The organism is Paenibacillus typhae, from assembly GCF_900099765.1.
In the GTDB taxonomy this organism is placed as follows: domain Bacteria; phylum Bacillota; class Bacilli; order Paenibacillales; family Paenibacillaceae; genus Paenibacillus_AQ; species Paenibacillus_AQ typhae.
On sequence record NZ_FNDX01000019.1, the window covers coordinates 1 to 22,200 of the forward strand.

27 protein-coding genes and 1 pseudogene are annotated in these 22,200 nt (G+C 51.1%); 22 read left to right on the top strand and 6 right to left on the bottom strand.

The features are described 5' to 3' along the window. On the top strand, positions 1-260 hold a 260-nt coding region (locus tag BLR64_RS16160), incomplete at its 5' end, for an integrase core domain-containing protein (RefSeq protein WP_139172000.1). 335 nt (positions 261-595) lie between these two features. On the opposite strand, the gene BLR64_RS16165 is transcribed toward BLR64_RS16160, so the two are convergent. Then, positions 596-1,966, bottom strand: a complete 1,371-nt coding sequence (locus BLR64_RS16165) for a cryptochrome/photolyase family protein (RefSeq protein ID WP_090715698.1) — start codon at positions 1,964-1,966, stop codon at positions 596-598. 91 nt (positions 1,967-2,057) lie between these two features. After that, positions 2,058-2,429, bottom strand: coding sequence for a hypothetical protein (locus BLR64_RS16170; RefSeq protein WP_090715700.1), 372 nt, complete (start codon positions 2,427-2,429; stop codon positions 2,058-2,060). Between the two features lie 212 nt (positions 2,430-2,641). On the opposite strand from BLR64_RS16170, the gene BLR64_RS16175 reads away from it, so the two are divergent. The 5 genes from BLR64_RS16175 to BLR64_RS16195 are packed head-to-tail and all read left to right on the top strand — an operon-like array spanning position 2,642 to position 6,164. Further along, a complete protein-coding gene (locus BLR64_RS16175) occupies positions 2,642-3,613 on the top strand; it encodes an ABC transporter ATP-binding protein (RefSeq protein WP_090715702.1) in 972 nt (323 codons plus the stop codon). Continuing rightward, positions 3,606-4,355, top strand: a complete 750-nt coding sequence (locus tag BLR64_RS16180; RefSeq protein WP_090715704.1) for an ABC transporter permease — start codon at positions 3,606-3,608, stop codon at positions 4,353-4,355. Before BLR64_RS16175 ends, BLR64_RS16180 begins: the two co-directional genes overlap by 8 nt. Further along, complete coding sequence (locus BLR64_RS16185; protein ID WP_068725831.1) at positions 4,355-4,735, top strand: GntR family transcriptional regulator; 381 nt, start codon at positions 4,355-4,357, stop codon at positions 4,733-4,735. Before BLR64_RS16180 ends, BLR64_RS16185 begins: the two co-directional genes overlap by 1 nt. A 2-nt stretch (positions 4,736-4,737) precedes the next feature. Continuing rightward, positions 4,738-5,439, top strand: coding sequence for an ABC transporter ATP-binding protein (locus BLR64_RS16190; RefSeq protein ID WP_090715706.1), 702 nt, complete (start codon positions 4,738-4,740; stop codon positions 5,437-5,439). After that, positions 5,433-6,164: a hypothetical protein gene (locus BLR64_RS16195; protein WP_090715708.1), complete on the top strand. Its 732-nt coding sequence runs from the start codon at positions 5,433-5,435 to the stop codon at positions 6,162-6,164. The genes BLR64_RS16190 and BLR64_RS16195 overlap by 7 nt, the downstream gene beginning before the upstream one ends. 83 nt (positions 6,165-6,247) lie before the next feature. On the opposite strand, the gene BLR64_RS16200 is transcribed toward BLR64_RS16195, so the two are convergent. Continuing rightward, complete coding sequence (locus BLR64_RS16200) at positions 6,248-6,625, bottom strand: PilZ domain-containing protein (protein WP_244157730.1); 378 nt, start codon at positions 6,623-6,625, stop codon at positions 6,248-6,250. Between the two features lie 125 nt (positions 6,626-6,750). Between BLR64_RS16200 and BLR64_RS16205 the strand changes: the two genes are divergently transcribed. Then, the gene (locus BLR64_RS16205) at positions 6,751-7,356 is read left to right on the top strand and encodes a pentapeptide repeat-containing protein (RefSeq protein ID WP_090715834.1); all 606 of its coding nucleotides are present in this window, start codon (positions 6,751-6,753) and stop codon (positions 7,354-7,356) included. Between the two features lie 88 nt (positions 7,357-7,444). Here BLR64_RS16205 and BLR64_RS16210 read toward each other — a convergent pair whose 3' ends face one another. After that, complete coding sequence (locus BLR64_RS16210) at positions 7,445-7,729, bottom strand: hypothetical protein (RefSeq protein WP_090715712.1); 285 nt, start codon at positions 7,727-7,729, stop codon at positions 7,445-7,447. A gap of 210 nt (positions 7,730-7,939) precedes the next feature. On the opposite strand from BLR64_RS16210, the gene BLR64_RS16215 reads away from it, so the two are divergent. From BLR64_RS16215 to coaD, 14 genes and pseudogenes are all read left to right on the top strand, one after another. Continuing rightward, positions 7,940-9,571 carry a sensor domain-containing diguanylate cyclase gene (locus BLR64_RS16215; protein WP_090715714.1) on the top strand — a complete coding sequence of 544 codons (1,632 nt, stop codon included), beginning with the start codon at positions 7,940-7,942 and terminating at the stop codon, positions 9,569-9,571. Between the two features lie 491 nt (positions 9,572-10,062). Beyond that, positions 10,063-10,860 (top strand): glycoside hydrolase family 73 protein, encoded by a 798-nt coding sequence (locus BLR64_RS16220; protein ID WP_090715716.1) that lies wholly within the window; start codon positions 10,063-10,065, stop codon positions 10,858-10,860. A 5-nt stretch (positions 10,861-10,865) separates the two neighbouring features. Continuing rightward, positions 10,866-11,147: a holin gene (locus BLR64_RS16225; protein WP_208607187.1), complete on the top strand. Its 282-nt coding sequence runs from the start codon at positions 10,866-10,868 to the stop codon at positions 11,145-11,147. Between the two features lie 115 nt (positions 11,148-11,262). Then, complete coding sequence (locus BLR64_RS16230) at positions 11,263-11,685, top strand: hypothetical protein (RefSeq protein WP_090715717.1); 423 nt, start codon at positions 11,263-11,265, stop codon at positions 11,683-11,685. Positions 11,686-12,178: 493 nt separating this feature from the next. Continuing rightward, a complete protein-coding gene (locus tag BLR64_RS16235; RefSeq protein WP_167360701.1) occupies positions 12,179-13,597 on the top strand; it encodes an alpha/beta fold hydrolase in 1,419 nt (472 codons plus the stop codon). After that, positions 13,533-13,886, top strand: coding sequence for an alpha/beta hydrolase (locus BLR64_RS16240; RefSeq protein ID WP_090715721.1), 354 nt, complete (start codon positions 13,533-13,535; stop codon positions 13,884-13,886). The genes BLR64_RS16235 and BLR64_RS16240 overlap by 65 nt, the downstream gene beginning before the upstream one ends. Before the next feature lie 246 nt (positions 13,887-14,132). Then, positions 14,133-14,645, top strand: coding sequence for a hypothetical protein (locus tag BLR64_RS16245; RefSeq protein ID WP_139172002.1), 513 nt, complete (start codon positions 14,133-14,135; stop codon positions 14,643-14,645). Further along, positions 14,638-15,198, top strand: a complete 561-nt coding sequence (locus BLR64_RS16250; protein ID WP_090715724.1) for an accessory gene regulator ArgB-like protein — start codon at positions 14,638-14,640, stop codon at positions 15,196-15,198. The genes BLR64_RS16245 and BLR64_RS16250 overlap by 8 nt, the downstream gene beginning before the upstream one ends. Further along, positions 15,140-15,301 carry a cyclic lactone autoinducer peptide gene (locus BLR64_RS31245; RefSeq protein WP_090715725.1) on the top strand — a complete coding sequence of 54 codons (162 nt, stop codon included), beginning with the start codon at positions 15,140-15,142 and terminating at the stop codon, positions 15,299-15,301. Before BLR64_RS16250 ends, BLR64_RS31245 begins: the two co-directional genes overlap by 59 nt. A gap of 26 nt (positions 15,302-15,327) precedes the next feature. Beyond that, positions 15,328-15,714, top strand: a complete 387-nt coding sequence (locus BLR64_RS16260) for a LytTR family transcriptional regulator DNA-binding domain-containing protein (RefSeq protein WP_244157734.1) — start codon at positions 15,328-15,330, stop codon at positions 15,712-15,714. Positions 15,715-15,991: 277 nt separating this feature from the next. Further along, positions 15,992-16,387 (top strand): hypothetical protein, encoded by a 396-nt coding sequence (locus BLR64_RS16265; protein ID WP_244157731.1) that lies wholly within the window; start codon positions 15,992-15,994, stop codon positions 16,385-16,387. Positions 16,388-16,577: 190 nt separating this feature from the next. Continuing rightward, positions 16,578-16,961, top strand: coding sequence for a hypothetical protein (locus BLR64_RS16270; RefSeq protein ID WP_090715728.1), 384 nt, complete (start codon positions 16,578-16,580; stop codon positions 16,959-16,961). Positions 16,962-17,337: 376 nt separating this feature from the next. Further along, positions 17,338-17,952 (top strand): annotated as a pseudogene (gene rsmD / locus BLR64_RS16280) (16S rRNA (guanine(966)-N(2))-methyltransferase RsmD); the annotation flags it as partial. After that, positions 17,936-18,454 carry a pantetheine-phosphate adenylyltransferase gene (gene coaD, locus BLR64_RS16285; RefSeq protein ID WP_068725855.1) on the top strand — a complete coding sequence of 173 codons (519 nt, stop codon included), beginning with the start codon at positions 17,936-17,938 and terminating at the stop codon, positions 18,452-18,454. The pseudogene rsmD and the gene coaD, both read left to right, overlap by 17 nt. On the opposite strand, the gene BLR64_RS16290 is transcribed toward coaD, so the two are convergent. Continuing rightward, positions 18,426-19,655, bottom strand: coding sequence for a nucleoside recognition domain-containing protein (locus tag BLR64_RS16290; protein ID WP_090715733.1), 1,230 nt, complete (start codon positions 19,653-19,655; stop codon positions 18,426-18,428). The two genes, coaD and BLR64_RS16290, sit on opposite strands and share 29 nt — an antisense overlap. Positions 19,656-19,792: 137 nt before the next feature. Between BLR64_RS16290 and BLR64_RS16295 the strand changes: the two genes are divergently transcribed. Next, complete coding sequence (locus tag BLR64_RS16295; RefSeq protein WP_090715735.1) at positions 19,793-20,842, top strand: SepM family pheromone-processing serine protease; 1,050 nt, start codon at positions 19,793-19,795, stop codon at positions 20,840-20,842. Here the strand turns inward: BLR64_RS16295 and BLR64_RS16300 are convergent. Then, entirely contained in the window at positions 20,820-22,058 is a 1,239-nt protein-coding gene (locus tag BLR64_RS16300; RefSeq protein ID WP_090715736.1) for a nucleotidyltransferase, read from the bottom strand. The two genes, BLR64_RS16295 and BLR64_RS16300, sit on opposite strands and share 23 nt — an antisense overlap. Positions 22,059-22,200 lie beyond the last annotated feature (142 nt).

Sequence of the window (22,200 nt, forward strand, 5' to 3'; positions counted from 1 at the left end):
CGCCGCTTATTCATGAACGAATTCCGCCCAAAACGCCGAATATGAACGCATATATTGAGTCTTTCCACAGCATTTTAGAGCGAGATGTATACAGTAAAATGTACTTTGAAACCTTTGAAGAAGCGTACGAGAGCGTTACCGAGTATATTCGTTTTTACAACGAGCGACGGTTTCATGGCAGTTTAAAACGATTGAGCCCCAACCAATACCATGCAGCGTGGAAAGCAGGCCAATTGGAGGAAGTAAAGATTTCACTTTAAGAAACTGCGAGAAACAGAGAATTTAAGAGAATGACTCCATAATTAAGGGGCCGAACCGGTTTAAGAAATGTAGTTGGAAAAACGGCACTTAATAATCCGCTTTCTGCCCAAAATGAGGGTTGCAGCCTTAATTAAGTAGCGATTTCACAACTAATTACCGAAAAAGTTGAGCTTGAATGAGATTAAACAGCAAAAATCCAACTAAATGTTTTGGAGAATCAGCGTTATCTCCATAAGCCCGACATTGAGGAAGCTCTGACTCTCTCAACAAACTAAACAGCTGCAGCATAGGACCCCTGGAAATAAGTTTAGGGTTCTTGCTGCAGCTGTTTGATTTACCCGCTGATCACGTCTGGTGTACCTCTTAGTATTTCCTTGTAGGTCTCAATTGCCAAGGCCCGTGAACGCTTCAGGTCGACAATGGCCTCCGGGCGGGGCAGATGGATCTCTTTGTCGGACAGCCCGGACAGCTCCGGCAGCCAGGCCCGGATATAGCTGCCGTCCGGGTCATGGGTCTGTGACTGCGTGACCGGATTCATCACCCTGAAGTACGGTGAGGCATCGTATCCAAGCGAGGAGCTCCACAGCCAGCCCCCGCGGTTCAGCACATTATCGTAATCCTTCAGCTTGAGGCGGAAGTACCGTTCCCCGTAAATAAACGGACAGCCCAGGTTTTTGGTCAGGAACATGGCGGTAATCATCCGCAGCCTGTTCGGCATCCAGCCGGTCTCGTTCAGCTGGCGCATAGCTGCATCTATTACCGGAATGCCGGTATTGCCGCTGGACCAGGCTGCAAAATGATCTGTGCTAAGCGCTGACAGGTCATACACTTTTTCATAGCTGAAAAAATCCGGGTCCACCCGGGCCTGATACAGGTAGAAATCCCTCCAGCCCAGCTGCCTCAGCCAGTCTTCCCCGCTTCTGCCGTCCTCTGTCAGACGGCTGTAAATCGTCCGCACCGAGATGGCTCCGGTGTTGAGATGACGGCTGATCATGCTGGTTCCCTGCTGCGCATATTTGTCGCGTGCCACCTGGTAGTACTGCAGCTCGGTCTGCAGGAAATCATCCAGGATTAGGCCGGGACTCATGCTGCGTGCCGATAAGGTCAGCTGAGACAGCTGCCGGGTGATTTCCTCGGGAAGCCTGAATTCAGCTACGGCTTCGGCATCGAGTGATGCGGTGTCCAGCTGCTGCAGTCGGGCAGTATAAGGCGGGCGGAAGCGTTCAGCGAGAAAGCTGCGCCAGCGGCGGTAAAAGGGAGTGAATACCTTGAACGGTTCGTTCCGGCCGCTCCACTCCATAAAATCATTGTGGTCACAGAGCATACTGTCCTGGCAGGAGAGAAAGCGGATGCCAAGGCCTGCCGCTGTGTCACTCAGCAGTCTGTCTCTTTTTAGCGCATAGGGCGTATAGTCGTTATGGGTTATTACGAGATCAATCGGGTGGATCTGGGACAGCTTGCCCACAATGACCTCGGGCTCACCGTAGAGAATGTGAAGCAGCTTGCCTTCCCGGGCATACTCCTCCTGTAACCTGGCTACATGTGTAAGGAAGTTGATGCCGCTGTGTTCAAGATGGCGACCGTTGCGCAGAAGAAAAGGTTCGAGGATCAGTACATGCAGCGAACGATCTCCGGCAGCTTGAATGAGGTCAAACGCCGGCAGATCATAAGTCCGCAGATCCTTGCGGTGGATGAATAGAATCATATGGGCAGCTTCCTTTCACAGACGAACAAGTAATACTCATTATTAAACTGTGAACCGGGCAATGAACTATCGCAGCGGATAAATGATTCAGCTAGATCAGCCTGTATCCTGAAGGCAGATCGCCGGTTCTGCGGATTTCCCGGATTTGCGCGAGGGTAAGCCGCTGATTGGTTGATATAATGGATTCTACATCATTACCGCGGATGAAGTCATCCAGATCACGGATGTTAGTATTGCCGCGAAGTACCCGGAAGCTGCCTCTGAACCGGGTTCTGCTGAACAGGACCAGAGTTGCATTGCTGCTGGTAGAGAAGAAACGCAGGCTCTCAATACCATCAAGGATATTATCTGTATTGCGGATGCCCAGGTTGCCGGTATAGGTTCTTCTGCGGCCCAGGTAATTTTCTTCCTCATAGACTCTCAGGCGCGGATAGGTCTGGGATATATGAACGTCTGGCTTCATCTTCATTCCTCCTAAGGTTGTCAACTCTGATGCAATTCTATTTTATGTAGAGGCAACATTTTGGTGTGGTTGATAGACTAGTGATCCATTAATAGGGCACCAACCTGAAATAACAGAATCGGAGCCGGAATCATCCGGAAGTTGGGCTTTACTTTACCATTATCCTAGTGTACTATGTAACTAACACACCAGTACAGGGAGGTAAATCGGAAATGGAGCGGACTTCAGTTAATCAGCTACAGTCAGATGCGGCAGGCGATCTGCCGGTTCTGCAAATGAAAAGTGTTACGAAGATGATCAAAGGGAAGGCGATCGTCAACCAGCTGTCTTTTGAGATCCGTAAAGGGGAGATTGTAGGGCTGCTTGGGCCCAATGGGGCGGGCAAGACGACGGCGATCCGCCTGATGACCGGACTGATCAGAATGACTGAGGGAGACGTCCTGGTTCACGGGCACAGCATCCGTCATGATTTTCGGCAGGCTATCGCCCATATCGGGGCCATTATTGAGAATCCTGAATTTTACTCTCATATGAGCGGACTCGATAATCTGAAGCAATATGTGCGGATGAGCGACGGGATAGCGGAATCGCGGATAGCTGAGGTGGTAGAGCTGGTAGGGCTGCAGAATGCGATGGATAAAAAAGTGAAAGCTTACTCTCTCGGGATGCGTCAGCGGCTGGGGATTGCCCAGGCTCTGCTGCACTCGCCAAAGCTGCTGATACTGGATGAGCCGACCAATGGGCTTGATCCGGCGGGTATCCGGGAGATGCGTGAGTATATGCGGAAAATCGCCGAAGTGGAAGGTATTTCAATCCTGATCTCCAGCCATATGCTGGGCGAAATCGAGCAGATCTGCCATCAGGCAGTCGTCATCCAGAACGGAACACTGGTCAAAGTTACCCGGCTTGGCGCGCAGGATAGTACAGAGAATGAGGTGTCACTGAGCGTCAGGGTTGATAATCTTGCTGCGGCGGCCGCTGTGATTCAGGCGGAAGAAGGAGTCCGGCTGACAGGCACAGATGAACAGCATTCCGAGCTGATTATCAGCCTGCACGACCGTAAAGTACCTGAGCTGGTTGCTTCGTTCAGTGCAGCTAAGGTCGGCCTATACCGGATTACGGAGCATAAACAGAGCCTTGAAGATGATTTCCTGAAATGGACTGGAGGGAACCGGATTGCGTAAATTTCATTTGCTGGTTATTAATGAATGGGTGAAAATGGTAAAGAAACGCTCCTTTGTTGTACCTTATCTGATTCTTCTGCTGTTCCCGCAGCTTTTGGGATATATTATCCATTCTGTGTCTCCCGGCTCCTTTGCTTCTGCAGCGGGTTTTACGAGAGAAATGCTGCTGCCGACCGGAATGGGCCAGGTGATGACGATTCTGTCCATCATCGGAACTGCGGGGATTGTGGCCAAGGAGCATAGCCGCGGGACCATCAAGTTCCTGCTGATCCGCGCCCGCAGCCGTACAGCCATCCTGGCATCCAAATATGTGACTGTTCTGCTCTATGTTCTGAGTCTGACCGCCGTTGCGGCGGCAGGTATTCTCCTTAGCGGCATGATATGGTTTCAGACAGGAGGCGGAGACACGGGCATAGCGGATATACTGCTGGCGCTGCTGTACGGGTGCATATACTCTTTTGTATATGTGACGCTGGCCTTTATGCTAGGTGTGCTGACCCACTCGACAGGTGTTGCTATCGGTTTGTCTATGTTCCTGTTAACCATAGATAAAATGGTGATTTCCCGCAGCTTCTATAAGTATTTCCTGTTCCCGAACCTTGATTTGTCCGTATACGGAAGCGGTCAGCAGCCTCCGATGCCCGGCATGACACTCGGCTTTTCGATTGCAGTTCTGGCTGTTTATATGACCGTATTTCTGCTGGCGGGCTTTCTGGTGTTCAGACGAAGGGACGTTGCTTGATGACGATTGAATTTGACAACAACCAGCCGATTTATTTACAGATTATGAACTATCTCAAAGGCGAGATCATCACAGGCAAGCTGAAGCCCGGTGACAAAATCCCCTCCGTACGCGAGCTTGCTGCAGAACTGCAGATTAACCCGAACACGGTGCAAAGAACCTTTCAGGAACTGGAGCGTGAAGAGATCGTGGAGACGCGGCGCGGCATGGGGAGATACGTAACGGGGAGGGAAGAGACCATTATGAAGATCAAACGGGAGATGGCCCAGGACATTCTTGAGCGGTTCGTCCGCGGCATGCAAGAGCTCGGCTTCCAGAGTGAAGAGATCGTTAAGGCTGTGGCTGACAATATTGCGGCAAAAGAAAGCAGGGGGATGTAAGGGTGGACAGTATACTACAGGTTCGGCAGGTATCCAAAACATACGGCTCCAGGCAGGTGCTGCACAATGTTTCTTTTGAACTGGGCCCCGGCAAAATTGCCGGACTGCTGGGCAGCAACGGAAGCGGAAAAAGCACAATGATGAAGTTAATCGCAGGGCTTGCACAGCCTTCCGCCGGCAGCATCTCGGTGCTGGACACACCCGTAGGGGAAGAAAGCAAGCTACTTGTATCCTTCATGCCGGATCGTCCGCTGACAGAAAAATGGATGAAGGTTGGCGACGCACTGAAATTTATGAGAGACTTCTACCCTGATTTTGATCCGGAAAAAGCCCGCCGCATGCTGGACTTCATGACGCTCAGTGAAAAAAGTAAAATATCCTCGCTGTCCAAAGGGATGAACGAGCGCCTGCAGCTTACGCTTGCCCTGTCCCGAAGGGCCAGGCTGTATATGCTGGATGAGCCGATTGGCGGCGTAGATCCGGTGGCCCGGACCAAAATCCTCAATGCCCTGATGGAATTTTATGAGGAGGACAGTACGATCCTGATCTCTACCCATCTGGTATCGGATATTGAACGGATTTTTGATGAGGTGATCTTTATTAAAGAAGGGGAAATAATCTTGCATAGTGATGTTGAGGAATTGCGGCTGCAGCGCGGCAAGAGCATTGATGAGCTGTTCAGAGAGGTGTATGCAGAATGCTGAAGCTGATTTCCTATGATTTTCGGCGCAGCCGTGACCGGATCCTTGCGGCGTTTGTCATTATGGCAGTGTTTCAAATCGGGGTCTGGTTTTCTTCGGGTACCACGGTGAAAGAGACCGTCTCTATTCATTTTATCATCTACTTTATACTGGGAATCGTCTTCCTGTTCTTTGCTGTCTTCAGCTACAGCCGGAATCTTATATCGTATCCGCGCAGACTGATTCCAGTAAAAACGATATATACAGTGCTCTCGCCGCTGCTTCTGTATTGGCTGCTTCTGCTGTCTCTGCTGCTTACCGCAATGATTCATCTCGGTCTGTATGTGCTGCTTTATTCAGCTGATTTCCTGCCCGGGAACTTTTGGCCGGTGGCGGCACGCAGCGTATTGCAGTGCACCTGGTCAGCAGGCTTAGTCCTGCTGATGATCATGTTCGCCTGTACCGTGGCCAGAAGCCTTCCTATGAAGGGTAAGGTATGGATCACCCTTGCGGTGCTCTTTGCAATAGAGAATGGGGTGGCTTACCTGGAAAAGATGCTGTTTAACAACTATTTCATTGGCATAGACGATGCGTTCCGCTTTGAGGTTGTTAAAGCGTCTGAGCTTCCTAGCGGACTGGAGCTGGTGTATATCGGCTCCAACCCGTGGGCACTCGTCTTTGAAGCCGGGGTCGCTGTAATCCTGGTCTATGCGATGACCTTGCTGATTAAGAAAAGAACAGACATTTAACACAATAAGACAGTTGCAAAAGCAGAGCTGCACCGCAGCTCTGCTTTAATGTTTTCATGAGGGTTGTCGTTGTGCAAGGGAGTTCACAGCGCCGTGCGCGTATTTGTCCACAATTCCAGTTCACGCACCAGCTGCTCTTCTTCCTGTTCGTTCAGCTCAAGCCGGATTCCGTATTGGAATTGTCCTATTCCAAACATCCAGCCCCAGCGCACGCTGCCCTCAAACTGCAGATTCACTTCGGCCAGCCTGAAATGGATGATCAGCTTGGTATCGCCTGATGTAAAGCGGAGGTTCAGTGAAGTGCGCACCTTGCAGCCCGAGCGGCTGAGATCAAGCAGCACACCCTCGGTTAATTTGCCGGCGCCAGGACCGGTATTGCCTGCAGGAACTTCAAGCCAGCACTGTATAGGCTGGTTCATAACATATCGGAATGGTTCTTTTCTGCTGGAGTCGTCCATCATTTACCTCCGCCTGTTTTTTTGCTATTATAGCGGAATGACACGATGAGAACAATCTACTATAGTGCCATTTTTAAGAGAAATAATCTTTTATTTATTCAGCAGGGGATAAAAGGGGCGTGCAGGTCTTGTATCAGTATGATAATAAAAGCTTTCTGGAGCAGAAATTTGATTACGCATCTCTGCAGGACGGAGAGCTGAACGGCTGTACCTTTGAACGCTGCTCGTTCAGGGGAGCGTCGATGGAGGAGATGAACTCCAGCGGCTGCAGATTCATCGACTGCGATTTTTCAGGGGCACAGCTGAATGCATCACTGCACCAGGGAGCAGCCTTTACGAACTGCAAATTTACGGGGGCCAACCTGTTTGTTGCGAAATTTCAGGACTGTAAAATGACGGGTTCTGATTTTGCCAATGCCTCTATGGACGGTATTACACTGGACGGCGGGGACTGGTCATATACAAATCTGCGGCATATTAATCTGGCGCGCCAGGATTTGCGGGGCATCCGGTTTACAGAGGCGGATATGCTGGGCTGCAATCTGCAGAAATGTGACCTGCGCGGCGCGGATCTGAGCCGTGTACGGCTAAGCCAGTGCAAGCTAGAGGGCGCCGATCTGCGGGATGCAAAGCTGGAGGGAATTGATCTGAAGAGCCTTGATCTGAAGAACGTGCGGATTGACATCGAACAGGCTGTGCTGCTGGCCCGCTCACTGGGGGCCAAGGTTGGCTGAAGGATAGGCCGGAACAGGGCTGCAGCCCCGCTCTAATGAAGAGGCGGGGCTGCTTTTTTAGTGCGGTCTGTCATTTTCTGCTGATGGATCAGAGCTTGTAGAGCGAAGCCATGCAGTCAACAAACATTTTGTTGTACTCCGAACGGGTAAGGTCTTGAGTTGAGGCTATATCCCGGCCAAGGAACTCGAACCAGGTAATTTCAGTGCCGTCTTTTTTATAAACAAATCTCTCATGCCGGATTGAAAAGGTATCATTCTCGTAAGAGGGGACTTGCCCATAGTCAAGCTCGGTACCCTGTTTCTCGCAGACCAGGGTTGCCAGAAGAATCAGCATTTTAAAAGGATCATCATACATTTCGAATTGTTCGCTCACGGAATACCACTCCTTGGTTTGGGCATGTGCTGCTGAGCAGAGTATACTACAGCATCCTTGTTGTAGCACTAGCCCCGGAAGAACTCAGTATTATTTTGATACAACATATCAGCTTAATCAAGAAAAGCACATCATCGCAGGCTTTCTTATTATCAATACGGTTTTATCCGATATATAATTATCGACTTTCTTCGACAAGGGGACATATGTATGTCAATTAACCTGCGCACTTTTTTTTCAGGCGCATTCGCTGTCATAATTATTCTGCTTACAGCCCTGCTGATCTGGATGATCGGCAGCGAATCAACGAAATCAGTGGAAAAGAGCATTGGCGGCTCACTGGCCGGAGAAGCGAACCGGATGGCCGAGAAGCTGGATCATTTCATGTGGTCACGCTCAGGTGAAGTTCAGGTGCTCAGCAAGCTTGCCGCTTTTCAGGAGCCCTATGACAAGGCCGAAATCAGCGGTTTGCTAAATGAGCTGAAGAGCAGCCTGCCGGTGTTCACCTGGGTGGGATTTCTGGATTCGGATGGTAATGTGCTGTCGTCCACAGATAATATTCTGTCAGGCCAGAATATCAGCCAGCGTCCTGTTTTTCAGGAAGGAATGAAAGGTCTGTTCATTGGGGATGTCCACGATGCCGTGCTGTTATCCAAGCTGCTGCCGAATCCCGGCGGCGAACCGCTGCAGTTTGTTGATGTCAGCGTGCCTATATACAATAAACAAGGACAGACAACAGGGGTACTGGCAGCACATCTCAGCTGGGAGTGGTCGCGTGAGGTGGAGAGGTCGATTGTTGACCCGCTCAAAGAACGGATGAACGGTGTCGAGGTGCTGGTTATCAGCCGGAAGGATGATACCATACTGCTTGGGCCAGACAATCTTATCGGAACGAAGTTTTCAGATAAAGTGCTTCAGAAGGTAAGGGCGGGGCAGAATTCCTGGATGGTGGAGCGTGAGGGGGGGGATGACGCTTATCTTACCGGATACGCCTATGGTGACGGGTATCTGAATTATCCCGGGCTCGGCTGGTCGGTCATTATCCGCCAACCTGCGGAAATTGCCTTTGCCTCCGTTCATCAGCTGGAGCGGTTCATTATTCTGAGCGGCCTGGCTGCTGCTGTTGTGTTCGGTGTTATCGGCTGGTTCCTGGCGGGATGGATATCCCGGCCGCTGAATGCCATTTCCAAGGCAGCGGATCTGCTCAGCTCCGGCGCTTGCGTGGACATTCCTACTTCGGCCAGAATCACAGATGTGGCGGTTCTCTCCGCTTCCATGCAGAACCTGGTGGATAACCTGACCAAGACAGAGAGCAAGCTCAGCTATATGTCAGATATGGCTATGCATGATTCACTGACAGGGCTGCCTAACCGTGCGGCACTTGATGAATTTATGGCCCATGCGGTCAGCAAGACCAAGCAGAATCAGACTACACTTAGCATTCTGTATCTGGATCTGGATGGATTTAAAAGGGTGAACGATACATACGGCCATGGGACAGGCGATGTGCTGCTCCAGCAGGTTGCAGGCAGACTGCTGGAGTCCACACGTGATCACGAGATCGTTGCCCGGCTGGGAGGGGATGAATTCGTTGTCATTCTTCATACCTCGGCCGGCAAGCCGATGCAGGAGTCGGAGATCGTGGCTACACGTATCATCAACAAAATTAATCTTCCGTTCCTGATCGGCGGCGAGAGTCTTCATGTCGGCTGCAGTGTAGGTGCAGCCGTATGGTATCCGGATGCGGGGGAGCCGGCCGAAGCAATGCGGCTGGCGGATGAGGCACTTTATATTTCCAAGCGCAGCGGTAAAAACCGGATAACCTTTGAGGCGGCAAGCTGATGGTCAGCGCCTTGCCGCTTCTGAGCAGAAGAAAGCTCTTTTGGCCTGCAGCGTTCTAAACGTCCTGCAGTTCAAAAGAGCTTTATATATGTAGAAGAGTAATTAAAAGCTGCTAGAAACCATTAACGCAGTCTTTTACGCGGATTAGACCACCATTTGATCCACAGATTGTTTTCGTCGTCATGAAAGAATTTGATTCCAATCCACTTCAGAGGTGTCCACACCTCTTTAAAATAATATGAAGGCATAGTCTATTATACCCTCCTTCTAGTTAAATTTTACTATATAATACGCCTAAATTTTGGATTTAACAAGCCAATCGGAAACAAAATCTAAAATAATAAATATTAAAATTGTAGTAATGCCGCCGGAAGATTCGCTCCGGCGTTTATTTGCGCTGCAGTAAAAGGTGTATGCTGCCGGGGCCTTTAGGGATAAGCACAAGCCTTTCAGCAGAAGGTGCATTTAATATAGAGAAAGGATGTGAGAGCATGACCAATGCCGAATTTATCGCGCGGATTGTGCCCTTTGCAGTAGCGGATATGCAGCGCAGCCACATTCCCGCTTCACTTACCATAGCCCAGGCTGCACTCGAGTCCGGCTGGGGGAACAGCGGATTAACGGTAAAGGCCAATAACCTGTTCGGGATCAAAGGCAGCGGACCGGCAGGAAGCATTGCTGTCCGGACAACGGAATATATAAACGGCAAGCCGGTTCAGGTAACTGCAGCCTTTCGCGCTTATAATGACTGGGGTGAATCCGTAGCGGACCATTCTGCGCTTATCATCGGGGGCGTCTCATGGAACCGCAATCTGTACAGCAAGGTTATCGGTGTCGACGGTCAGACCGCCGCCCGGGAAATTGCTGCTGCCGGATATGCGACAGACCCTAATTATACAGCCAAGCTGATACAGATTATGGATACCTTCAATCTGTACCAATATGATGAGATCAAGGAGGATGATGAGATGTCGGCTGAAGATAGACAGAAGCTTGTGAATCTGGAAGCGGAACTTAAAGACCTGCGTGTACTGCTGGCCGGACTTACGGTCAGCCGGGATACACTCAAAACCGGAGTGCAGGAGCAGGGCCAGGCAATCAAAAATGTCACAGACCGGCTCGGCGTCATTGAAGGGCGGGCAGTTATGAATGTTCCGGCCTGGGCGGAGCCGGCGGTCAACGCCGCTGTGGCTGCCGGGCTGCTGGATACGCCGACGGGGGGGAGCTATGACTTTTACCGTCTCCTAACAGTGCTTCAACGGGCGGGACTACTGGTGACCGGGAGGTGAATGTGATGGTTAACGAGGCGCTGAGCAATGTACTCGCCTTCGCATCCGTACTCGCTGTATTTGTCATGGCGCTTGTCCAGCTGGTGAAAAACAGTGTAAATCTTCCGAAGCAGCTTGTTCCGGCGGTTGGCCTGGCAATCGGCCTTGTTGTCGGGGCGGTTTCTTATCCTTTCACCGATATGACGCTTGTGCTCCGGCTGTGGGCCGGCGGGCTGGCCGGTCTGTCAGCTACCGGACTGTTTGAGCTTGCTTTTAACAGGCGGGACGGAAATACAAAGGACAAATAGCATAGGCAGGCGACCAAGCAGCAAGGATATGCTCCTGCCTGTAGGTATTATGATCAAGCAATTGTCGGTTGCAGTTAATATGATGAAATATTAATGAAAGGAAGGAGGTGCTTTTTTGGGAACTTATCTTGATGCAAGAACCTCTCAGAATGCCAGTGCAGCGAACTCAATCGCCATTCCGATTCTGGTCGTTAACACGCCTCAGCTGTTCGGCCAGATCGGCTTGTTAAGCGAAGGGGTTACGACTAACCCGCGAGTGCTGTTAAAAGGAATAATCTCGGTACAGCTACCGCTTGCGCTGGTCGGTATAACCATTACGATTGTTAGAGGAACACTGCCAACAGACCCGGTCGTTTTTTCCGCTACATCCACCTTCAGTCTCAGTGTGCTTGCGCCTCAGGTCATTACATTTTCTGCTGACGACTTCGATCCGCCGGTAACCCCGCAGCTGACTTATACAGCCTTTGTATCCTCCAACCTGCTCGGTACGATTCGTGTAGGTCCGGAAAGCTTCGACGGTATACTGGTTTCAGACTAATGCAAGGCAAGAAGTGCATCTTGTCGTACCTGCAAGCAGGTGTGGCAAGATGCATATCTCTTTCCAGCCTAAAAAAAGTCCGTTCTGCCCAAACTGCGCCATGTATTCGTACATATTCTATTCTGTAGTCATTATCTTGAAGGAGGTTATCTCATGGGTGCAGATTGCGGATACGGCGGTAATGTTGGTGGCGCTAATGTAGGTCCTGTAGGTCCTGTAGGTCCTTGGACTTCTACTGGCGCGATTCTTGTTCTTTATATCCTGCTTGTTATTATCTTGAGTGCCTGCTTCATCTAAAGGGGGTCCCCTCAGGCGTGTTTCCGGTAAATCCGGGAGCACGCCTTTTTTGCTGCATCGGGATTAATGTTTTCTCTGTACGGAGGTAGGGCATTAGTGCAGTGTTGAGTTATAATGGAGAATAATGGATGAATTATCAGGAGGAGCTTATGATCATCAGACAAACTCAAGTGTGAAACTAAAGGAGAGATCATCTATGCGGAAAAAAATCGTAGCTGTGCTCATTTGCAGTGTCCTGCTGCTAGAAGGGGGAGGAACAACGCTGGCACCGGTATACGGGGCGGCTAATCAGCCTGCTGTTATACTGAATAATGAGACGCTCAAGCTTAACGATGAGGCACGGCCTTATCTTGACGGGAAAAGGGTGATGATGCCCGTCCGGCTGACGGGAGAAGGCCTTGGTTATGAAGTAAGCTACATAAAAGCGCAGAATAGTCTGCAGCTGTCAGGTTATGAACACACCTACGTTTTGAAGCTGGAAGAAAGCACTGTCACTGTTGACGGCAAAGACAAGCTGGCTATTGACGGCAAGGCTGTTTTGAAAAGAGACCGTATTTATGTTCCGTTAGCTTACTTCAGCGCACTTGGAATGATAACCTCGTATGATTCCGCTGCGAATCTGGCTGCTGTCAGCAGTCCGCAAAAGTATGCGGATCATGTAGCAGGCCTGCTCAACACAGGGCAATATATGGAGCTGTGGCAGTCGGTATTTAATAAAGAGGTCCAACAGGCGCTTCCGGTGTTAAAAATGCAGTCTGTCTGGGAGATGCTGGTGGGAACCTATGGCACGTTTGTCCGGCTGGAAACGGCCGCAGCATCGTCGGCAGACGGATACACTGTTATTCATGTGCCAATTGTATTTGCGCAAAGCAGCCTGAAAATGTCCGTTACGGTTGACGGCTCCGGCCGTTTGGCCGGTTTATTGTTCACGCCTATAGCGCCGGCGGATGATATGGAGCTTCCGGCTGGCCTAAAAGAAGAGGAGACGATAGTCGGTGCCGGAACTGCACATCCCTTAAAGGGAACGTTGACATTACCTGAGAATGCATCAGGCCTTCTTCCGTCGGTAGTGCTGGTACACGGATCAGGTGCGTCTGACCGGGACGAAACTGCCTTTGGTTACAAAGCCTTCCGCGATTTGGCCTGGGGGCTTGCCAAACAGGGGATTGCAGTTCTGCGGTATGACAAACGAACCTATACGTATGCGCAGCAATATGCAGGGGAAGCGTCAGCAGGCCTGACGGTCAAGGAAGAAACGGTAGAGGATGCTGTGCTGGCAGCCAACCTGCTGAAGCAGGATGCGCGTCTGGACCCTGAGCAGGTATATCTGGCCGGTCACAGCCTGGGCGGTATGCTGGCACCGCGGATTGATGCCGCGGGAGGTAATGTTGCCGGACTCATTCTGCTGGCCGGTTCTCCGCGCAAGCTATGGGAGATCGTCTATGACCAGAACATGGCGGGTATCCAGGCTATGAATGACAGTGATCCGCATAAAGCAAAGAACGCTGCTTATCGACGCCGAGCTCCAAAAGGCCAAGGCTCTGGCCTCCATGTCCGCTCAGCAGGCCGCTCAGGCAGAGACTGTATTCGGGCTGCCGGCGGCTTATCTGCTTGAAATGCAGCAGCAGGATACGGCAGAGCTCGCCGGGAAGCTGAACAAGCCGGTACTGGTGCTGCAGGGCGCGGACGATTTTCAGGTGTATGCTGATAAAGACTTTGTGCAGTGGAAAGAAGTGCTGAAGCATAATCCTTCGGCAGAGTTTAAGCTGTATCCGGGGCTGAATCACTTTTTTGTCAATTATGACGGGAAAGGCGCCGGAACCCTGGAGGAATATTATGTACCCGGGAGAGTCAGTGATCAGGTAATTACAGATATTGGGGCATGGATCGGCAGACAGAAGTAGTACATGCAGAGCTGTATTTAGATTTTAATTGTTTCAAATTTTTCACAATTATTATCTATACGAATATAGGACTAAAGTTATATTATAGAGTTGATCTTTTTAGTAATGATAATGGGCCGGGCGGTGTATCTGTTGCTGTTGGAAGTTGCAGGATTCATGTTTTTTTCAACCATTGAGGGTTTATCCCTGTATTACTTAATTATGTGTTTATTCCGGTTTAAATGGAGAGGGTATCTATGGCCCGCCATGGTTGTCATTCTGCTTAATAATATCCAGAGCTATCTGCTGCGCAATGAGCTGAATATGGATAATCTCTCCCCGCTGATAACGGTCATTGTATTTATCCTGCTGTTTGCTGCAGTTGTCCGGATGCCGGTAGTGCTGGCGGTTATGGCTACGGTGTCGGGATATGTCATATTTGCGGCCATTCAGACAGCGCTGGTCTTTATCCTGTTCGGATCACTTGAGGCTGTAAATGCGGATCTGCCCAGCGGGTATTTGCTGCAATCCGCTACTGCAGCAGTAGTAGTAACCAGCTTCTGGTTCCTCTACCGTAAAGGCAGAGGTTTCACCTTTGATCTGGACAAGCTCAGGTTCAGACTTGAGGATATTGTGCTTACTGTGACGATCATTGTATTCCTGCTGGCGATCTCTGTGGTTCTATTTTATAATAATCTTCTATTTAATATTGCGTTCTTCATCGTGATGTCAGTATTTCTACTGTACTATTCCACTAAGAAGGAGCAAGAGGATGCTTGAACGAATGGCAGGATGGGCTGCGGCCAGAATCAAACAGATTGTCCCTGAACATCCGGCATCGTATGCAGTTCTCAAGTTTGCTCTGGCAGTGATTTTTAATGTTGTACTCGTAATAAGCTGTACTCTGCTGGTTTCGCTGGCTACCGGCCATACGGCGGAAGCAGTGCTGATCCTGATTTTTTTTGCGCTGCTGCGGCAGGTCTCCGGCGGAGTCCACCTGAAGTCAGGCCTAGCCTGTGTGCTTTTTACAACAGCTTTATTTACCGCTTTATCCTATGTGCGGGCCGGGCAACTCTGCATCCAGATTATGAACGGACTAAGCCTGCTGCTCGTTCTGCTGCTTGCCCCTGCCGGAATCGACCAGCAGATCCGGATCCCGCGGCGGCACTGGCCGGGACTCAAGATCATTGCGGCTGTGCTCGTAACTGTTAATTTCTATTTGTCATCTCCGGTTATTGCGGCTGCCTTTACAGCCCAGTCCATAAGCTTGGTATTTGCTTGGAGAAAGGGGAGCGGAAATCATCAGAACATTTCAGCACAAGGCCGTTTATAAGCTGGCGTCAGTCCTGTTTACAATTGCGGCTTTTATAGCAGAGGCCGTACCTAGTGTACTTTACATCCACCAGCCGGAGATCCCGGAAGAATTACTGAAATAGTATTGGAGCTGGTTTTATTGAGCAGTATGTCAGTAACCCGTGACGCCAAGGGGGATTCCGGATTAGTTGCCCTTGAAATCACGGAAATCACGTATATGGAGTTTGAGCGCAGTCTGTACCGGATTGTGATTCATACCAAAGACGAAGTGTTTTACACAGTCGGGACCCTGAAATATTGGGTAACAACCCTGAAGAGCTCCGGCTACAAATTTGTCCTGGCAGACCGCAATACCCTGATCAATGTCACTAATATCACCCAGCTGGACAAAACCTTCCATGTCGCCTATTTCGGCGGGAACCGCAAGGGCATAGAGCAGAAGTGCTTCCTGTCCGAAAAAGGCTATAAGGAAGTCGTTAAGGAAGTCAGAATTACGCAGCCGAATATTACGTTTATTGAGCTGCCGCTTTGGTAGTTCTTTTTTTGTGCAGGAAAATATTGCATGTGGCTTGACGATTCTTTATACTCCATGATAACACTTAAAATTTGAAATACATTTGAAATACATGGAGGGAAATGAACAAGGTGAAAAAGAAAATGACAGCTGCGTTAACGGCGTTTGCTGTTCTGGGCGGGATGGGTGCAGGGGTTGCAGCCGGTGCTAACCTGTAGGCGATTAAAGCATTTCTGAATCCATCTCCGATCTGCTCGGGGTAACGGTTAATTTTGATGCTGCATCCAGCACTATTTCTTTGGGCGAGCAGCTTGAGGGCGTATCTATTGCCGCAGGTTTTGACTCCAACTATCACACTAAAGATCCTGATAAAACGGTCTATCTGGATAAGGACTACAAGGATGTTCATTTCGATAACGGCAGCGGCACACGCGGCAGCTCCTTCATGCTGTATCCGGATAAAAAATATCAGAAGCTGTACATCCAGGTGGCAGCCATCGGCGGCGACATTAAAGACTTTACCATTCAGGACAGCGATACGGATACCTTTCTGAAAAAACAGACCATTACAGCCGAGCAGGGACTCGTTACCGTTGAAGCCAACATTGCCGGAGTAAGCAAAATTTACGTAACCGGCCAGGTTGAAGACGGCACGACCGTGTTTATTCCATTGACTACTTCATATTATAAGTAAATCTAACACGATACACCTAGTTAGAGTGCTGCAGGAGGGTTTCTGCAGTATACAAACTATTATAGATGATGTATGCTTGCAATAACTTATTAGTGTAATTCATATCAATTAGGGTGTTCCAGTGCGCTTAGCGAAGGCAATAGGCGTAGGAACACCCTTCTTGCATTTCTAAGTTAGAGAGGAGTGTTAAATGAAAAATGTAGAAGAGTTGAAGAAAGACTACCAGATGATCGAAGAGAGGATTATGAGATTTATAACTGAACATTCAGCTGTTGTGTATGCAGTAGATTCCGGAGATATTGTGGAAGGCGGAACATTCACCTGGGCTGCATTAAGTTCAGACGACAGAATTCTGCAAGCTCAACTCAGGCTTGATAATATAACGGTTTCAGAACTGGCCAGACAGAGGCTGGAACAAATTCATAGCAAGTACATAGCGGATTTCGACCGGAGCCGCGGAATGGTGCTTAGATATATAAGGCAGGATTCCATTCTGTTAAAAATACTCACTTTAGAAGCAGCTGCCGAAGTTGCCAAAAATGAGCTGCATCTTCAAAAGTTTTTACTTGCTTAAATTAAATATTAATTTTAATTAACCTGCCGGGGTATGCCTGGCGGGTTTTTATTTGAATTATAGCTTTAGCACATTAGGCCTCACACAAAAAAATCGGAGCCCTATTTCTAGGGCTCCTTTCATGGGAGAGGAGAAACCGGACGAAGAGCTTATGGGGAAACGTAAGCCTGCTCCGCGGTTGTCTACGACATTTTGTGATGTCGATAGTTACATGATGTCCGGGATTGGACGGTTCTATACATGGTCTTTGATTATTTTTCCGGTTTACTCCAAACATCCACGAATAGACAAACTTTTTATTTAACCGGTTAATTGTGGTACTATAGGCTTGGACTTATGCCCCTAACGGCATAATAAACAGAGACATAGAGCAGGTGAATCGGTGAGAGTTGTATCGGGAAGTGCCAAGGGAAGACCCTTGAAAAGTGTACCGGGTAACGGGACGCGTCCAACGACCGACAAGGTGAAGGAAGCGCTGTTCAGCATGATTGGCCCTTATTTTGAAGGCGGCAGTGCGCTGGATTTGTTCGCCGGCACCGGCGGTCTTGGAATTGAAGCGCTGAGCAGAGGGATGGAACGCGCGGTGTTTGTAGACATGGAACAGAAAAGCATTGATACGGTGCGGGCCAATCTGAAGGCAGCAAAGCTGGAGGGGCAGGCAGAGGTATACCGCAACGATGCCGGACGGGCTCTTGGTGCGCTGGAGAAGCGGGGAAGGGCTTTTGATCTTGTGTTTCTGGACCCGCCTTACCGGATGAAGCACGGCGATGAGTTGATGCTGGCCTTGGCCGGCAAAGGCTTGCTTAGGCCTGATGCGGTTATAGTACTGGAACATGAATCAGGCTACGCCTACCCTGAAGAGATTCCGGGGTTCTACCGGACAAGACAGGCTATATATGGGGAGACGGCGATTTCCATCTATCAGTACGAAGCTGCTTCAGAAGAAGCTGCTGAGAGCGGCAGGGAGGGTAACGATGAGTCTGCAAATTAGAAAAGAACGTGTTGCCATCTATCCGGGAAGCTTTGATCCGGTTACGATGGGGCATATTGATATTATCCGGCGCGCTGCCAAACAGTTTGACAGGCTTATAGTTACCGTGCTGAATAATCTTAGCAAAAAACCGATGTTTACCGTAGAAGAGCGCACAGAGCTGCTGCGGCAGGCAACGGCGGACCTTCCTAATGTGGAGGTGGACAGCTTCCGGGATCTGCTGGTGAATTATCTCCGCCAAAAGAACGCACAGGTCATCGTGCGCGGAATCCGTACGGTTACCGACTTCGAATATGAGCTGCAGACTGCTTCGATCAATCACAGCCTGGACCCTGAAGTGGAAACCATCTTCATGATGACTAACCCCAAATATTCCTACCTTAGCTCAAGTGTGGTGAAGGAGCTGGCCCATTTCGGCGGGAATGTATCCGAATTTGTCACCCCCGAGGTCGAGCAGGCGATGAAGCTCAAATTCAGCCAGCTGGACGCCGGAGCCAGGTAACCATATATACAACTGCTGACAAGACAGATAATAGCAGCAAAAGAAGAGTCTGCAGGCTCAGCAGCTGTGGAAGCATATTCCAGACGGCAAGCGGTCCGGTTATTCCGGCATCGCCTGCCGTTTCTGTGCTGCTGATGACCGGAAGAACAGGGGCAGGCACATGCTTCAGCGGCTGCCAGAGCACAAAGGTCAAGACGAAAGCATACAGGCTGTGCAGCAGACGTCCGGCAGCATATGGAAGGAACCGGGCTTTGGCCTGCTTCAGGGCAGTCAGTGCCTGAAGCTGCCCACAGATTCCGCTCCACCCCAGCACTGCGGACAGGAGTGCAAGGCTGGTTACACCTATTGCTCCAAAGGTAAACGGTTCTGTAACCTGCGAAGTCAAGGCATTGGCGCCCAGATGAATCTCGAGTACACTGGCGGCAAATCCCGGCGACAGCTGCGGGAACCAGGCGGTGATAATGTTGATAACAACGGAGAACATGATCATATAACCGCCGATTACCATCAGGCTCTGCACTGCGGCAGATACAGATTCGCCCAGCAGCCTGCCGAAGCTGCGCCCGTCCTGTTCACGTGCCTCAAACATGGCCTGTCGGACCCTAGACGGCAATGATGCGGGCTTGACAGCCGGGGGTTCCGGGCTGCCGGCGATTGTACGGCTTCTGCCCGAGAACAGCGCTGCCGTGAATCCTGCGGCCAGGCCGGATACCCAGTGAATGGCTAACAGGGCATAGCCTGCTGCGGGGCTGTGCAGGAAAGCTGAACCGACTACAATTACTAGAGTTACAGGGCTGGAAAAATGGGCCAGTGAAGCGAGGCGGCCGGCATCCTTGTCCGAAATGCCGCCCTGCTTATGAAGCTGCTGTACACCGCCTGCCCCTGCGGGAAAACCGGCGGTCATGCCGAGTGCCAGCGTCCAGCCACCGGCGCCCGGCAGCCGGAACACTCGGGTCATGAGCGGCCCCAGCAATACACCGAAGCCGTGTATGAAGCCTGAGGCTGTCAGCATTTCCGAGAGGATAAGGAACGGCAGGAGCGTCGGGAAAATCAGCGTCCACCACAGCTTGAGGCCCTGCAGTGAAGCCGCCAAGGACGATTCAGGAGACGAGATGATGGCTGCTGCAAGCAGGATGGCTGCGGCTCCGGTCAGAAAAGGCGCCGATTCTGAAGTTATTCTCCGTATTTTAATGTTATTCATTTTGAGCTTCACCTCTTCATAGGTTAAGACATGGCTTACGACTGTTATCAATTTATGCAGAGCAGACAACCATCATGCCATAGCGGTCACAAGCCGCCTGAAGCAGGCAGAGAGCCGCAGGAAAGAAGGGAATAGCATTGAGGCAGCATAAACGCCGGGTAGGATTCCGCGCGATCGCCTACTTGTTTACTTTTGTGGTTATACTCTATGTTACTGTTTTTATGAATACTCCTTATATTGTGTATCAGCCGGGGAGAGCCTCTGAGGTGGCACCGATGATCAAGGTAGAGAATGCATACAAGGATGAAAAGGGCACCTTCATGATGACCACGGTATCCGCAAGCTATGCCAATGTGGCGCTGCTTATCGCCTCAGTCTTTAATTCCAACAGTGAGGTTGTGCTGAAAGAGACGCGTCTTGGAAACAAAACAGAGCAGGAATACGCGGCGGAGCAGGTATATTATATGAACAGCTCACAGTCTTTCGCCGTACAGGCCGCTTATCATGCGGCGGGTATCCCTTATGAGGACGTAGTGGACTACCTGTATGTTTTCTCTGTGCCGGGTACCGCTAACTCTAACCAGTTCCGTCCGGGAGACCGGATAGTCAGCGTAGAGGGACAGCATATCCCTGATCCGCAGGCTTTGTCTGCACTGCTGTCATCCAGAAAAATTGGAGACCGGGTGAAGGCGGTACTGCAGCGGGACGGGAAAGAAATTACAGAGCAGGTAGCATTGGTTGAGGTAATAGATCCGGATACCGGAAAAGGAAAACCGGGATTAGGTGTAGTTATCGGAGCTGTCCAGAAGGTGGAGCCCAAGGTTGCGGGCAAATCGGTCAGCTTCACGGATACCGATGTCGGCGGACCGTCAGCAGGGCTTATGTTTACTATGGAAATCTATAACCAGCTTACTCCGGGCGACTTGACCGGAGGTCACAGAATAGCCGGGACTGGTACCATTAATGCCGAAGGCACCGTGGGGGCCATCGGCGGGGTTAAGCATAAAATTGTTGCTGCGGACCGCGAGCGGGCAGAGGTGTTCTTCGTGCCAGCCAAGAACTATGATGAAGCCAAGGCGAAGGCAGACGAAATAGGCACCTCGATGAAGCTGGTGCCTGTATCAACGCTGGGCGAGGCGCTGGATTATATGGAGAAGCTGCCGGCTACAGCATCACCGGCGGCTTGAGATAGTCAGCGTACAGATCAGCCCGCCGGGGCTCATTGAAAGCCCCGGCGTAGGCGGCGGCGGCCCGGAGGTCACGTTCCAGTCCGGGATGGGTGAACTGCGCCGGTGAGAGAACAACCGGCCAGGCTGCCGTCTGCTTCATCTTCTTGAGCAGTGTGCGCCCGCTCTCGCGGAAGCCCAGCACGCGGATGTATCCGGGTCCGCCGGCTAATACGGACGGGGCCAATTCAGCCTTGCTGTGATTCAATAAGGCATGGACAAGCAGGCGCTGCAGGCGGGTATGCGTGTAGCGCTTGCTTTTTAGCGCATCCAGCAGCCCACTTACGGTGAATGGATCCAGCTGCGGCAATACCTTGAGCAGCCGGTTCTCCAGCCCTTCATTCATATCCTGGAGCTCCCGCAGCTCTTCAGCGGTCCGGGTTATGAGGATATGGCGCAGCTGGCTGCGGTAGTCCTCCAGACTTATCGGGCCTCTGCCTGCCGCATGTTCCCTCTTCAGGATGGACATGCTATATTCCGGCATGTATGCCGCCGGAGACCCCCCTTCCAGCAGCAGCCGGCGGATCGCCGTTGCGCTGGCAATGGACGACCCGCGCTGCAGCGGGTCGTGGAACCCCGCGCCGGTGCGCGGCACGGTGAAGGGCCTGATCGCGCTGCCGAGCCGGCGCAGCGCGATCAGGTAGTGCAGGCCGAGGCTGTTGTTGGGCTGCCGCAGCAGCGCCTCGGCCTCTAGAGGGCTCCCGTGCCCGGCGGGAGCCTGGGACCAGACGGCCGCCGCAGCAGCGCTGAAGGCGGCCGGGAAGCTCGCTCCGAGCGCCAGGCGGCGGCGGAGCTCTTCCTGCAGCTCGCTGCTCTCATCGGCCAGGAACTCCGCCAGCCCGAGCAGATCGCTTAAACGGCCTGCTTCGGAGCCGAAGCACAGGCTGTCCACGACTCCGGTCGCCTCCAGCAGTGCAACTGCTCCGAAGGCGAACCACTCGGCCGGCTGCAGGGCATAGCCGACCGGCAGCTCCAGCACGAGGTCGGCGCCCATATGCAGCGCCATCTCCGTGCGGGCCTGCTTGCTCACCGCCGCCGGCTCGCCGCGCTGGGTGAACGGCCCGCTCATCACGACGATGGACGTGTCCGCGCCGGTCAGTCTTTTGGCCTCGTTAAAATGATGGACATGGCCGTTATGTAAAGGATTATATTCAGCGATGATGCCGACTGTAGTCACTGGTCGTGTCACTCCAAATCGTATTTGATATATTGGGTTAATAGTTATATCATAAGTTGTCCCGGTTATCGAAACAATATAAAGGAAAAATGGTTGACAAACTTCGGTAATTCTAGGTATAATAATTTTTGTTTGTTTGGAG

Coding starts and splice junctions, on each gene's coding strand:
- BLR64_RS16225 (WP_208607187.1), top strand. CDS start 10,866: ATGGTTAACGAGGCGCTGAGCAATGTACTCGCCTTCGCATCCGTACTC.
- BLR64_RS16240 (WP_090715721.1), top strand. CDS start 13,533: ATGTCCGCTCAGCAGGCCGCTCAGGCAGAGACTGTATTCGGGCTGCCG.
- BLR64_RS16290 (WP_090715733.1), bottom strand. CDS start 19,655: ATGAATAACATTAAAATACGGAGAATAACTTCAGAATCGGCGCCTTTT.
- BLR64_RS16235 (WP_167360701.1), top strand. CDS start 12,179: ATGCGGAAAAAAATCGTAGCTGTGCTCATTTGCAGTGTCCTGCTGCTA.
- BLR64_RS16260 (WP_244157734.1), top strand. CDS start 15,328: ATGTCAGTAACCCGTGACGCCAAGGGGGATTCCGGATTAGTTGCCCTT.
- BLR64_RS16170 (WP_090715700.1), bottom strand. CDS start 2,429: ATGAAGCCAGACGTTCATATATCCCAGACCTATCCGCGCCTGAGAGTC.
- BLR64_RS16270 (WP_090715728.1), top strand. CDS start 16,578: ATGAAAAATGTAGAAGAGTTGAAGAAAGACTACCAGATGATCGAAGAG.
- BLR64_RS16220 (WP_090715716.1), top strand. CDS start 10,063: ATGACCAATGCCGAATTTATCGCGCGGATTGTGCCCTTTGCAGTAGCG.
- BLR64_RS16195 (WP_090715708.1), top strand. CDS start 5,433: ATGCTGAAGCTGATTTCCTATGATTTTCGGCGCAGCCGTGACCGGATC.
- BLR64_RS16215 (WP_090715714.1), top strand. CDS start 7,940: ATGTCAATTAACCTGCGCACTTTTTTTTCAGGCGCATTCGCTGTCATA.
- BLR64_RS16245 (WP_139172002.1), top strand. CDS start 14,133: ATGGTTGTCATTCTGCTTAATAATATCCAGAGCTATCTGCTGCGCAAT.
- BLR64_RS16200 (WP_244157730.1), bottom strand. CDS start 6,625: ATGATGGACGACTCCAGCAGAAAAGAACCATTCCGATATGTTATGAAC.
- BLR64_RS16165 (WP_090715698.1), bottom strand. CDS start 1,966: ATGATTCTATTCATCCACCGCAAGGATCTGCGGACTTATGATCTGCCG.
- coaD (WP_068725855.1), top strand. CDS start 17,936: ATGAGTCTGCAAATTAGAAAAGAACGTGTTGCCATCTATCCGGGAAGC.
- BLR64_RS16250 (WP_090715724.1), top strand. CDS start 14,638: ATGCTTGAACGAATGGCAGGATGGGCTGCGGCCAGAATCAAACAGATT.
- BLR64_RS16185 (WP_068725831.1), top strand. CDS start 4,355: ATGACGATTGAATTTGACAACAACCAGCCGATTTATTTACAGATTATG.
- BLR64_RS16175 (WP_090715702.1), top strand. CDS start 2,642: ATGGAGCGGACTTCAGTTAATCAGCTACAGTCAGATGCGGCAGGCGAT.